11 protein-coding genes are annotated in these 12,539 nt (G+C 44.9%); 6 read left to right on the forward strand and 5 right to left on the reverse strand.

Annotation, left to right across the window (positions count from 1 at the left end):
* Window positions 1-253 precede the first annotated feature (253 nt).
* Both AWH61_RS18725 and AWH61_RS18730 read right to left on the reverse strand, forming a co-directional pair.
* Window positions 254-979 carry an SDR family NAD(P)-dependent oxidoreductase gene (locus tag AWH61_RS18725; protein ID WP_075177895.1) on the reverse strand — a complete coding sequence of 242 codons (726 nt, stop codon included), beginning with the start codon at window positions 977-979 and terminating at the stop codon, window positions 254-256.
* Window positions 969-1,364, reverse strand: coding sequence for a thiol-disulfide oxidoreductase DCC family protein (locus AWH61_RS18730; RefSeq protein ID WP_014977428.1), 396 nt, complete (start codon window positions 1,362-1,364; stop codon window positions 969-971). Before AWH61_RS18730 ends, AWH61_RS18725 begins: the two co-directional genes overlap by 11 nt.
* 224 nt (window positions 1,365-1,588) lie before the next feature.
* Here AWH61_RS18730 and msrA point away from each other — a divergent pair, with 224 nt between their 5' ends.
* The gene (gene msrA / locus AWH61_RS18735) at window positions 1,589-2,134 is read left to right on the forward strand and encodes a peptide-methionine (S)-S-oxide reductase MsrA (protein WP_014950741.1); all 546 of its coding nucleotides are present in this window, start codon (window positions 1,589-1,591) and stop codon (window positions 2,132-2,134) included.
* A 101-nt stretch (window positions 2,135-2,235) separates the two neighbouring features.
* On the opposite strand, the gene AWH61_RS18740 is transcribed toward msrA, so the two are convergent.
* Complete coding sequence (locus AWH61_RS18740) at window positions 2,236-3,357, reverse strand: hypothetical protein (protein WP_075177896.1); 1,122 nt, start codon at window positions 3,355-3,357, stop codon at window positions 2,236-2,238.
* A gap of 271 nt (window positions 3,358-3,628) precedes the next feature.
* On the opposite strand from AWH61_RS18740, the gene AWH61_RS18745 reads away from it, so the two are divergent.
* From AWH61_RS18745 to AWH61_RS18765, 5 genes are all read left to right on the forward strand, one after another.
* Window positions 3,629-5,494, forward strand: a complete 1,866-nt coding sequence (locus AWH61_RS18745) for a metallophosphoesterase family protein (RefSeq protein WP_075177897.1) — start codon at window positions 3,629-3,631, stop codon at window positions 5,492-5,494.
* A gap of 17 nt (window positions 5,495-5,511) precedes the next feature.
* Window positions 5,512-6,048: a flavodoxin FldB gene (fldB, locus tag AWH61_RS18750; protein ID WP_014950744.1), complete on the forward strand. Its 537-nt coding sequence runs from the start codon at window positions 5,512-5,514 to the stop codon at window positions 6,046-6,048.
* 25 nt (window positions 6,049-6,073) lie between these two features.
* A complete protein-coding gene (locus AWH61_RS18755; protein ID WP_014977431.1) occupies window positions 6,074-6,862 on the forward strand; it encodes a CLCA_X family protein in 789 nt (262 codons plus the stop codon).
* 142 nt (window positions 6,863-7,004) lie between these two features.
* The gene (locus tag AWH61_RS18760) at window positions 7,005-7,415 is read left to right on the forward strand and encodes an ExbD/TolR family protein (protein ID WP_014950746.1); all 411 of its coding nucleotides are present in this window, start codon (window positions 7,005-7,007) and stop codon (window positions 7,413-7,415) included.
* A 181-nt stretch (window positions 7,416-7,596) separates the two neighbouring features.
* A complete protein-coding gene (locus AWH61_RS18765; RefSeq protein WP_075177898.1) occupies window positions 7,597-9,009 on the forward strand; it encodes a collagen-binding domain-containing protein in 1,413 nt (470 codons plus the stop codon).
* A gap of 39 nt (window positions 9,010-9,048) precedes the next feature.
* Here AWH61_RS18765 and AWH61_RS18770 read toward each other — a convergent pair whose 3' ends face one another.
* Window positions 9,049-11,472: a cellulose synthase subunit BcsC-related outer membrane protein gene (locus AWH61_RS18770; protein WP_075177899.1), complete on the reverse strand. Its 2,424-nt coding sequence runs from the start codon at window positions 11,470-11,472 to the stop codon at window positions 9,049-9,051.
* Window positions 11,469-12,539: a family 8 glycosyl hydrolase gene (locus AWH61_RS18775; RefSeq protein ID WP_249922686.1), complete on the reverse strand. Its 1,071-nt coding sequence runs from the start codon at window positions 12,537-12,539 to the stop codon at window positions 11,469-11,471. Before AWH61_RS18775 ends, AWH61_RS18770 begins: the two co-directional genes overlap by 4 nt.

Genomic DNA, 12,539 nt, shown 5'->3' on the forward strand with positions numbered 1-12,539 from the left:
CACAAACACGTCGTGAGCTCACAATTTATGCTGGTTGTCGGTACTTACTATTCGTAAGAATCAAGCCGAGCGAACTGGTATTATTTATTATCAGGATGGCGTTTGTTGTTATGACTCACGTGTGGCGTCAACGCGTTGTATTGCTACCTCTATGGGCTTATCAATACGCTGCACCATTCCCAAAAATAGCATGGTAACAGCAGTGAAATAAAAAGTCTTGATGTTGGACTTGCTGAAATGATGTTAGACCGTATCACCAAGTTACCACTTCGCCATTCCAGTCGATAAAATGACAAGCTTGGTCTCGATTAAGCGCCGAAAGGTGGTGAATGAGCTGTTTAGCGGTAAACTCAGGCGTGAACAGTTTCTTGGCGGCGACATTCTTTTGAAAAGGCTTAGAAAGCCCCGTATCAACCGTCCCAGGGTGATAACAAACAAGCATCACGTCTTTCAATCTGCGCTTGTATTCTACCGACGCCGTTTTAACCAACATGTTGAGCGCCGCTTTCGACGCGCGGTAGCCGTACCACCCGCCAAGTCCATTATCTGAAATACTCCCTACTCTCGCGCTTAAGCAAACAAGGGTTGAGCCTTCTTTACTCATAATATTCACCAAATGCTTGAGCCACATTGCGGGAATAATGCTGTTAGTCGAAAAATAAGCCGCTAAGGCCTGCTCGCTGACATCTTCCAAACGTTTCTCAGGATGAATGCCATCGCTTTCGCGGTGTAGAAATCCTGTTGTGATAACTACCGTAGTTAACACAACCTGCTGTTCAGCCAGCTGTTCAACAAATTCGCTAATGTGCCTATCGTCCTGTTCGGCCAGCTGATGATAGGTAACTTCCCCAGAATGATTGGTGTCAGATAAAGGGGCGCGACTAACCGCAAACACCCTAGCACCATCACTGCTATATTGCTCAATAAGCGCAGACGCAATACCGCCCGACGCGCCCACTATAAGGACGTTATTTTTCACTGGCTTCTCCTGGTATGCAGCGATCGCACTGGCGTTTTTTACCTGTTAACAGGTATGAAATGGTGTATCTATGCTTTGCGAATACATTGTAGAAAGCATCGGCTACATGACGAATAACAGGCCAGCGAAGCGGTGCATATAGCCAACCCATGCCCACGGCTTTCCATGCTTCATGAGTGACATCAAGGCCAGTTATCAACGTCCCGTCTTCACGAAGTCCGTGAATTCTTGCATTGAGTGCATGCCAATCCATGGTTGGATAACGGTTCGAAAAATCGGGGGCCTGAATATCTACCAATGTTAATTTGTTGTGCTTGTCTCTTTTTCTTAAATGACGCATTTCAGCGATACACAACGGACAATACCCGTCATAGAAAATAATCACGACTGAATACCTCTGCCAAATTTTGAACACGTTTATACGCATTCTTACCAGTTGCAAACTGCTTGAAAGAAAGCAGCTAGCCTCACATGTTAAAACCTTTCACTCAGCTCGCACATTATTCTTATTTAATATTCGTTTATACGATAAAAAAACACGCTTGGATGACTTGTGTTGTGACCTACCCGCACCCACACTACAGACAAAGATTAAGAGAGGTTTTTACTATGGCAAATTTACAAGTCGCCACGTTGGCAGGCGGATGCTTTTGGTGTATCGAATCAGCGTTTAATAGCGTTGAAGGCGTGGAAAAAGCAATTTCTGGCTATGCTGGAGGCGAAAAGGCCGATCCAACCTATGAAGAGGTATGCAAAGGAAATACTGGCCATGCTGAAGTGGTACAAGTGACGTTTGATGCCGACAGCATTAGCTACCGAGAGATACTAGAAATTTTCTTTGCGCTGCATAACCCTACACAGCTTAACAGACAGGGCAATGATGTAGGCACACAGTATCGCAGCGCGGTTTTCTATCACGACGATACACAAAAAGCTGAAGCAGAAAAAATTATCGCAGAAATCACAGAAGAAGAGATTTGGCCCGATCCCGTAGTGACTGAAATAGTAGCAGTAAATAACTACTACGACGCCGAAGACTACCACCAAGATTACTTCAAAAATAATCCACAAAACCAATATTGCTCTATGGTGGTGGCGCCTAAACTTGCGAAGTTCAAAAAAACCTTCGCTTCTCGACTTCGCAGCGACGCATAAATAAAACAGCGATATTAAGCGCGCTATCAATAGCGTTAGCCAACAATAAAAAGGGTTGCTTAAAAGCAACCCTTTTGTTTTTCAATCTATTCGTTTTCTTATTATTCAAACCAAACGCTGTTAATTTCTAGTGGAAATAATAAAGGCGCTAAGTCTTCATAACGCTTCTTATGCGCTTCACACGTCGCGTTTTTAAGGTAGTTTTTCTCCCAAGGATCGTTAATGATCCACAAGGTATTTTCAATGGTCACTAATCCTTCCATCGACGAATTATCCATTGTGTACTGTTCGCAACTCTGGTCTCCGGCAACGTCGAAAGTAATAGGGATACGCTTTGTTGGCTTACTGCCACTCACATCAATTACCCACAGTTCATTGTCGTTTCTTGCTGCGCCAAACAAATAGGATGCGCCCGTTGAATGAGTATATAACGCCAGTCCATTGATAGGGTGATTACCCGAAGTAAACGAAGGAAGTTGAAGGTTAGGCTCGCTCACTGTGGCAAAATCATTCGACGAGAAAAAGTCTTCATCAACAGCCAATGTAAAAATTCTTGGCTGTCCTGCTTTATCTTTCTCTAGCGCCAGATATAACGTGCCGTCTTCAGCCATCGTCAACCCTTCAATGCCGTCGTTAGGAAAATTACCTACTTCAAAATCGTTGGGAAACTGAAGAGGTCGCACATCCGACATTTCAACCGAGCCATTATCTTTTCGTGTCAATTTTACCAACAAGGTAGGGTAATCTGTTGACCCTGTTTCCTCGTATTTGGATTCACAGCGAGGGCTTAATGCGCCGGTACGGGTAGCATCTTCGGTAACCGTATAAATTACGTTAGTATCTCTGGGGTCTACGGCTAGCGCTTCTAAATCAGGCTGCTCACTCAAATAGCTATAAAAACAGCTTCGGCGCACGGTGTTGGAAAATGAAAAGCGTTCGCTCGATGCGCTCAGCGTTGCGGAATCTGGTGAAATGCTATGAAGTTTCAACTGTTGAGTGGTATCAGCGCTAGCATCTGCGATAGTGACAAGTTGACCGTCTAGCACCACTAACCCTGAGGTTTGAGGATCAAACATAACGTTGCCTTTTTCATCAAGGATCCATTTACCCACAGTGACTTCTGTTAAGTCTTGAGGTTCAGGAGTAATAACAACGTCTTTCGGCTCGCTACAGGCGCTTATCAGTAAAGTGGTTAGCACAGCACTGGTTAAATATTTTAGCATAGTGTGAAGTCCTCTCTCCGTTTATTAAGACGAGAGCAAAAGGTAAAACTGAAAAAATTGTAAGGGAGTATATCGAGCATACCGTTTATTCACAAAAAAGAGTAAGGTTATGCGATAGACATCAGGTTTGCTGAGTACATATATGATTTGGCAACGTTAAATAGTCGTGCTGTCATCATGTTTTCGATTAATGTGCAGCATATTTAGTTAACACGCTTACGTGTATTAATATTGACGAAAATTAAAGGAGAGCGTCATTTCTACGCAGCACTTGCCCCAAGTTATTGCAGGTCCAATAGTAAGAAAGGTGACATCTACAGAATGTCATATTTGGGTAGTAACCAGTAACGCCGATTCACCTGCGCTAAATCTATCTGCAAATGAAGTCGTCGTCAGCGGCAATTGTCAACGCGAAACCATACGCGTAGGTAAGTACGCATTTATACACTTGCTCTCTTTCACTTCGTCAGAGCCCTTCGAAGATACTGCGCGGATAGGTTACTCGCTATCTTTTAGCGACGATGCTCAGCAGGCTTCATGGGAAAATGAACAACGCGGGCTTCTTTACGATGGACAGTCTTCCTTATGTTTCCACTACACCGAGACTCCCGAGACCATATTGCACGGCTCATGCCGAAAGCCTCACTTTCACAGTGATGATGCCCTAGCACAAGTAGATGTACTCCATAAAAATGCGTTCAAAAAGCAAAATGATTTTCCCGATCTCCTGTTGATGACGGGCGATCAAATTTACGCTGATGATGTCGCAGGTCCTATGCTTAAAGCCATACACAGCGTGATTGACCGTTTAGGTCTTTATCATGAAGCACTGGAAGGGGCAGTAGTAACCAACACTAATGAACTTGCCACACATGAACATGGGTATTACGAACGAGAGCAGCTTCTGCCACAAATTGCGACCAATACGGTACTGTCTTCAATATTCTTTGGTGCTAAGAAAAAACCGGTATTCACATCAGTAAACGCGCAAAACCATTTGATTGGCAGTGCGGAGATCATCGCTATGTATTTACTGGTGTGGTCCGACACGCTTTGGGCTGATATCAATATAGATAAAGATGGGATCCCCCCAAAATACCACGCCATTTTCGACAAAGAACACGAGACGCTTAACGGCTTTGTAAAACAGCTACCGCAGGTACGTAGGGCTCTGGCACATATTCCTACCTATATGATCTTTGACGATCACGATGTTACCGACGATTGGAACTTAACCCGGGGCTGGGAACAAGAAGTCTATGGAAACCCTCTATCAAAACGCATGATCGGCAATGCGCTTATCGGCTACTTGCTTTGCCAAGGATGGGGAAATGCACCAAAAAAAGTAGCGCCATTAATTGCTAAAGTACAAGAATCAATGGGAGAAAGCGGTTTAAACTCGCACGATGAAATCATTGATGATCTTTTGGATTTTGATCAGTGGCATTACCGTTTAGATACCACACCACCTATTGAGGTTTTAGACACCCGCACGCAGCGTTGGCGCAGTGAATCTAATATGAATAAGCCCTCGGGGCTAATGGACTGGGAAGCACTGTGTGATTTTCAGCATTCGATAATAGGCAAAAAATCTGTCATCGTTGTCTCTGCCGCTCCCATTTATGGTGTAAAGGTTATCGAAGCCATTCAAAAGGTGTTTACGTTTTTTGGCAAAGCGCTTACTGTTGATGCTGAGAACTGGATGGCCCACAAAGGCACCGCGAACGTTATATTAAACATATTCAGGCATTACAAAACGCCCCCCGATTTCATCATTCTATCTGGCGATGTGCACTATTCCTTTGTATACGATGTACGCCTGCGCTTTAGGCGCAACAGCCCTCACATCACCCAGTTCACCTGCAGCGGATTAAAAAACGCCTTTCCGGATGGATTGATCAAATGGCTAGATAGATTAAACCGCGTGCTTTATCGCTCCAAATCGCCCCTCAACCTTTTCACAAGACGCCGAAATATGTCGGTAAAAGCGAGAGAACCAAGTTTGGGCTATGGCGAATTATTCAACGGTTGCGCCATTGGTGTATTAAAAATTTCACAGAAAAACACCGATGTTCAGTGCAAAGCTTTGTTGAGCAACGGTAAAGAGGTAGAATTCCCAGCTTCTAAAGACGATTAGTTCAAAAGAGGTATCTAATGAGTGATAGCGCACTGTCCATCGGATTATTTTACGGCTCAACAACCTGCTATACCGAAATGGCAGCAGAAAAAATCCAAGCGCAGCTCAATAGCCTTTTCGACGAAGATATTGTTGACCTTCACAACATTAAAGACGTTAACCTAACGCGCACGGCCGAATACGACATTATCATTTTTGGTATTTCAACGTGGGACTTTGGCGAGCTCCAGGAAGATTGGGAGTCTCATTGGGAAGAAGTGCACGGTTTGGATTTATCAGGGAAAACCATCGCCTTATTCGGACTTGGCGATCAACTTGGTTACGGTGAATGGTTTCAAGATGCACTAGGCATGCTTCACGATGCAATATTGCCATCAGGCTGTAAGATCGTGGGTTATTGGCCAAACGAAGGCTACGAGTTTACCGCCTCAAAAGCGTTAACCGAAGACAAAACTCAGTTTGTTGGCCTGTCTCTTGACGATGAAAACCAATACGACAAAACAGACGCACGCATCGAAGCATGGTGCGAACAGTTATTGGTCTCGATGGCTTAACGCCTATAAATTTCGGATGTCAGTGTTGGAAAGTAAAGGCCGTATTCATCAGCAGTTTTATCGCAACGGCCCAAGCCACAGGGACGGCGCTGATGTTTCATTTCAAGATATTCGCAAACTGTTTAATTTCGCTACGATCACTGTGGGTAGATGGGTAACAGCAGAAGAACAACAGATCGCTGCCAACCTCTTTTTCGATGCGCTTTACGATCTGGTCGCGATCTTAAATATCAATGAACAGGTGTTATCGTTAAACGGATCCCTGTCACTGGCTTTTGGCAGTGGCGGTCAAAAACACAGCAGTGCCCACTACAACAGTGCGAAAAGACAGCTTGCGCTAGCAAAAAATGCAGGAGCCGGAGCGCTAGCCCACGAGTGGTTTCACGCTTTCGATCACTATATTGCGCCGCGCATGTTCGACGGTATTGCTGTCGGTAGCTTTGCCACACAGGCCTGGCTCGACAATGCCCCGATGAATCCTCATCCGTTGAATCAAAAATTGAGCGATTGTTTCTCGCTATTGTTCCTAAATGATCAAAAAAGACCAAATGAGTACTTTGTGCGATCCGTAGAAGCTGATCGCGCGTTAAAAATGTATTATTATGCTATGCCTCAGGAGATGGCTGCCCGCGCATTTGAAGCCTGTATTCAAGATCACGAGATCAAAAACGCATTTTTGGTGCAGGGGACAAAAAAATCAACGGAAGCTAGACTTGGCATTTATCCTCATGGTAACTTGCGTACATCACTCAATCAGGCATTGATGTTGTATTTTTACCAATTAGGTGTCGCTATTTCACATAAACAAACCTAGTTTGTTGTTTTATTACTGTGAAACTGAGTATTTTTTCAACAACAAGTGTTAATGAGCACACTGTTTTTGTACAAAACCCTGTATATTTTTGTAACAAGCAGTATACTAAAGCGCTCGAACGTAACAGAAGAAAGAAGACGAGATGAAAAGAAAGAAGCATACCTCGGCTGAAGACGAGGCTCAGATTGATATGACCCCCATGTTGGACATCGTGTTCATCATGTTGATTTTCTTCATCGTAACGACCTCGTTCGTGAAAGAGAAAGGTTTGGATGTAAACCGTCCTGAAGATAATCAAGCGAAAAACGATAAGCCTTCAAAAGCGCTTTCTATCCGTATTGATGCTGATGGCACAATTATGATGGGCGGCCGCGAAGTTGATATTCGTCGTGTGGTTGCAAACACGCAAACATACCTAGCGGAAAACAACACGGATTCAGCTGCTATCCAGGCTCACGAAGACAGTGAGCACGGTACTGTGGTAGAAGTTATGAACCAAGTTAAAATTGCAGGTATTGATAAAGTATCTGTTTTGGTTAAAAAGAGCAGCTAAAACGCCTTTCTGACCACGCAAATTAAAGAAAGCCACCTTCGGGTGGCTTTTTTCGTATAAGACCTTATACCAAAGTATCTCTTGTGCTATCGCATGAATTTTGTTCAGATCGTACCATTCGGTGTGTCTGGAAAATCCATGTTGAAACTCGGTTCCAGACTCTGATGTCACTGGAGCCATTATGCAAAAAAAAATACTCTACACTGCTGTACTTGCAGCGGTTATGTCAGCACCACAAGTGTCTGCCGCCAAAATTGAACTAAGTGAAGCGTTTGAATATAACGCATTCATCTTCGATAGCTTTACCGGCCAATCTTCCGATGTTGAAGGAAGACTAGCAGTCGGTGGCGAAATGAACGTATCCGATTTCAATGTCGGCTTACTGCTATCGCCAGATATGTCTGAGTCTGCTCTTGCCGTAGGCGGTAACCTTCATTTCACGCGCGGTGATGTTCACGGTGGTTCAACTACCGTGTCAGGTATGCTGTTTGGCTCTGAACTCACATTCGATAAAGCGGTTAACGCTCAGCAGACTGTAAATCTCATTAATTCTACGGTGAAGTCTGGCGGTATCTCATCGAAAGGTGATGTCAAACTAGGTAACTCAAATGTTGTATCAGGTGATGTGCACGCCAATACTGTGAAACTTGGTGGGCCTAATAGTGTTTACGACAGTGTGAGTAACCCTACTTTATATGGCTCCCAAGTTGAAAACGGAAACGTATTTGCTGAGTCTAGCGTTGAACTTGATAGCAGCGAAGTTAACGGTACCGTAACGCTTAACGACGTTAACAATTACACCGCTATCAACGGTTCGACAGCAACATCTGTTGAACAGGGCAGCGTGAGTAAGGCTGACGTTAACAATATTGACTTTAATGCTATTGCTGCCGAAGTAACAGCGCAGTCTCAGGAGTTTGCGTCGATGTCGGTGAATGGCACAACAACATTGTCGTGCACTGACGCTAACGATTCGGATCAAGCGGTTGCTTGTACCGACGCGAGCAAGGATGTATTAAATACCATTACCTTCTCTGGCTCTGATGATATCAATATCTACAATATTGACGCTAGTTGGTTCAGCGCTGCTGATAAAGGCATTGTTTACGATTTCTCAACCACCAGCTACAACATCATCAATGTGTACGGTGAATCAGTTGAGTTATTTAACACTGGCTTCTTTAATACGGCCTTTACGCAGGAAAATGAATATTTCAGAGAAAATGGCCAGTACAGAGACAATGACAACAATGTAGGTCAGCGTCATGATGGCCTTTATACCAACAACATCTTGTTTAACTTTGTTGATGCTGATTTTCTTACACTACATAGTGTGGGTGTTAAAGGTAGTGTACTGGCGCCATATGCAGAGCTAAGCTTTTATAATGGTCATGTAGACGGCAACGTTATTGCTAACAGTCTAACTACTCCATTAGTGCAATTGGTTAACGACCAAGGTCAAAACTACAATGCACCAACAGGCCAAGTAAATAATTATCGTTTTGGCGCTATCAATGTCAGTGAGCCAGCTTCAATCGCGCTTTTATTCGGCGCAGGTTGCTTTATGCTAGCTAGACGTAGAAAAGCGAATTAACGCTTTAAAAAGAGAGTGAATCTTTAGGCAAAAGCGGCTTTATAGTGCAAAGCCGCTTAATCTTGGCGAAGACAGCAAAAGCTCATCGCTTGTTACACCAGCACCTCGCCCTTCTCGCCACCTTATCTGAATACCCGCTTCAAATGCTTGGTACTCAACCGCAAATGCTTTTCCTATATACCCAGCCACAATCCAGTTGTGATTGATTCGATACTGACCTTCAGCCATAAAATTTCCGCTTAAACCCGTATCTGAGCTTTCACCAAGGGTCGCGTTCTCGTCTGCCGTAGGAAATGCACCTCCAATCGGAAAGCGCAGTTCATCGTCTTGTTCAACACGTGAAAGCGCAAGTGAACTTCGAAGTTTAACTTGCCAGTTTAGCGCCTCAAGCGTTAACAGCTCTGAATAGCCCCCAATGCTGACAAACTGACTGGGGCTAAAGTAACCACCATTGCCGACCGTAAAGCCGCTTAAATTTTTATCGTAGCTTGTATAGCTCAAGAATGGCCCTACACGCCAATAGTCAAGCTTGGGAGATATCATGGTAGCAATATCGTAACTTACATCTCCCCGTAGGGAGAGCGCGCTATTATCGGCAACCTGCTCGCCTTCTAAGCGACTAACCTGAGCAGTACCTGCAACAGACCAGTTGTCGGCCACTGCATGCGCTACTAACCCTCTTATGCCACTTTCTATCACGTAGCCCCAAGGTTTCGCATGATCAGCATTGAAGGTTCCGGTTTGGCTTAATAAGCTGTCTTCTTTTGCCTTTCTAAACAAGGTTGCAGCTACCGTTGTACTGGTAAGAAATTTGGTTGCAGATATCTGCCCGGTTACTTTAGCGCCAACGGGTTGATCGAACATGGCATATTCAAGGTTAGCGTAAAAATTGAAATCAGGTGCCTGATAATGCGCTTCGGCGCGAAGCCCCTTATCTTCGAAGCCGCTTATTCCCGAAAATGCTCCACTCAATTGTTTGTTACCAAACCAGTCGCCAACTTGAGGGCGACCGCTGTAGAATTGCTTATAGTCGAGTGATACTTGCCACAGCCAGTTTTCATAACCGCTGCCAATACCAATATATTGCGACAGAACATCGAAATTACCGAGCCCCTCACTTCCGCTTCGACTGCGAGTATTAATACCGTAGACTGCACTTAGGCCATCTTTAGTTTGTGCTGTAACTCCCCGCGCATCGCGATTTTGATAGGCTAGCCAAAACTGTTTTCTGGGCCAGGCGTTACGTGTGGTGCGTTCTTGCAATATGCTTTTTACCGCACTGTATCTCAGCGCCAATCGGTTCAGTGTGGCTTCGTCGTCTTGATTAATTGTAACCAATTCATTGGCAATTACCGCATCGGTTGGCGTCTTCGCGAGCACTCGCTCGAACGCTGCGGTGGCGGTTGTGGTGTCTTGTATCTCTTTAGCAGCCCACCCAATTAGTGCTTGCTCATCTACACTTAACGGTCTCAAACGGGCGAGTGCTTCTCCCGACTCAATACTTTGCTTGTAGCGCCGTGTATCGTAAAACTGAGCCTGTCGGCTAGCCAGACCATCAGCACAGCGTCGAATGAAAACTTCAGTATTGATACTACATGCTAGGTCGAACGCGCTTTGCTTGGCCGTGTCGCTACTTTGCGCGCTAAGTGACAAATACCTGCCTTCATTATCGTTCACCAAACTAAATAGCGCGTCGGCAAAGTCGTAATTTTTCAAGTCGTATTGTTGCCATGCCGCGCCCTGCAGCACTTCTTTCACGTAGCCACTGTTATCAGATTTGAGAAATTGCTCCAGCGTTGTCGTATCGCGCAAAGACAATGCCTGCTGTAGCTTAATACCAGTGACACTGTTAAGGCCTTGTTGAGCGGATTGTTTATCGATATCACGAACTGCCGATTGTTGAGCCTGAGAGAACTGCTGCGTTGCCATTTCTAACATGCCTTTATCAATGGCGGTCCAACCCATAAGCAAGTAAAAATCAGTACGCTTAATTTGATTGCTCAATGCAATAAGCGTTTCAACTTTTTGCTTCGGCGTATTTGCTCTGGCTTTCGGCGTTAACTGAGCAAATTGTTCGAGCGGGAGGGCTTTAGAAGCGGGCTTATTAGGCTGCTTTTTTAAAGCCTGAAGCGATTCTCTTGGCTCTGACACTACAGGCTTGATAGTACCTTTTAAGCGGCCGTTTATTCTGTTTAGTTCGGTTTCGACTTCTTGTGGCACCTGCCACGTAGGGTAACGAGCTTTTAAGCGCGTAAACTCTTCATTGGCTTGCTGAATCTGTCGCTCATTAATATGGTACCAAAGCCCTGTTAAATCCGGCTGATCTTGTTGTGCAGGTAATATACCCAGATCTTTTTCTTTGTACGTTGTTTTAGCTTGTCCGTATGCCTGCACCGACACAAGTGACGTGGCCAAAGCGCCTAGTGCCAGATACAAAGACGTGCGAGTAAACCGGGTTTTCACGATGCGTTATCCAAAACTGCTAGCATAGAAAGCAGCGTTAAACTTGCCGAATAATAATCCATGTTTCGATTGATCTCAGGCCACTCTGGCCTTTGCTTTTCTTCTGATTTCATCAAGCTGTTTACCGCCATCTGCACTGAACGCATTCCCTTAGACATTTCGTACTCAGCGGTTTCCTCGTTTAACAGGTTGATGGTAGCTGGCGTAGGCGTTATCGCCCACCATGCATAGTAGGGAGAAAGTAGCTTCTCAGTTAATCTAGCGTTTTGGCGAAAACGTGGGGACCATGCTAGCTGAAGCGGTATACGGATCGCATTAAAACCAAACTCAGGCGATATCACATTATCTAAACTTAACGCACCAATTTTACTGTTATCGGACTCAGCACTATTAGGGGTGAAACGCACCCAATCACTGGGCAATTGGTAGGTAGAAAACTGCATATTCGACAGCAAGATCAAGCCCGACTCGAACAGGCTTTCCCAACGTGACGGAGTATCCGACAGCGAAGACAGGTCAGTTATGGCGGGAAAAACCCAATAGGACAGATTTAGCTGAAGGCTGCTATTTCCTGTTTGGTCAGATGCAAATCCGTATTCCCCTGGCAAGAGCACTACACTGTTATTATTCACCACCAGAAGTTTCTGCTCGACAGCACGTACAATATTCCTGGCGTCCTCCTCATACTTACCAACCCCCCACTTTTCACTTGCACGCAATAATGCCCACGCAATAAGAATCTCACCATCAGAGGCATTATTAGGGTCATCGATACAAGAAGATGAATTATCCACACAAGGTCGGTAGCGCCAGCTAAATAGCCCGTCTTCGCGCATGAGCGTACGTTGGGTCCAATGCCATAATGCATCAAAGGTGTCTTTGTCGTTGGCGGCGACGGCAAAGAGCATACCGTATCCTTGCCCTTCGCTGTGAGACACATCATCATTTCCTGTGTCTACCACGCGCCCGCCGTCAACAAACAATGCCCTATACGCTATGTACTGAGACTTGAATTCGCTATCTTCCTTGGTAGAGCACGACACCAACAGGAACAAAAAACCTATCAC

The organism is Alteromonas sp. W12 (assembly GCF_001924945.1).
Classification (GTDB): Bacteria; Pseudomonadota; Gammaproteobacteria; order Enterobacterales; family Alteromonadaceae; genus Alteromonas; species Alteromonas macleodii.

Excerpts from the sequence above, each read along its gene's own strand:
- AWH61_RS18740 (WP_075177896.1), bottom strand. The coding sequence starts at position 3,357 with ATGCTAAAATATTTAACCAGTGCTGTGCTAACCACTTTACTGATAAGC.
- AWH61_RS18765 (WP_075177898.1), top strand. The coding sequence starts at position 7,597 with ATGCAAAAAAAAATACTCTACACTGCTGTACTTGCAGCGGTTATGTCA.
- fldB (WP_014950744.1), top strand. The coding sequence starts at position 5,512 with ATGAGTGATAGCGCACTGTCCATCGGATTATTTTACGGCTCAACAACC.
- AWH61_RS18760 (WP_014950746.1), top strand. The coding sequence starts at position 7,005 with ATGAAAAGAAAGAAGCATACCTCGGCTGAAGACGAGGCTCAGATTGAT.
- msrA (WP_014950741.1), top strand. The coding sequence starts at position 1,589 with ATGGCAAATTTACAAGTCGCCACGTTGGCAGGCGGATGCTTTTGGTGT.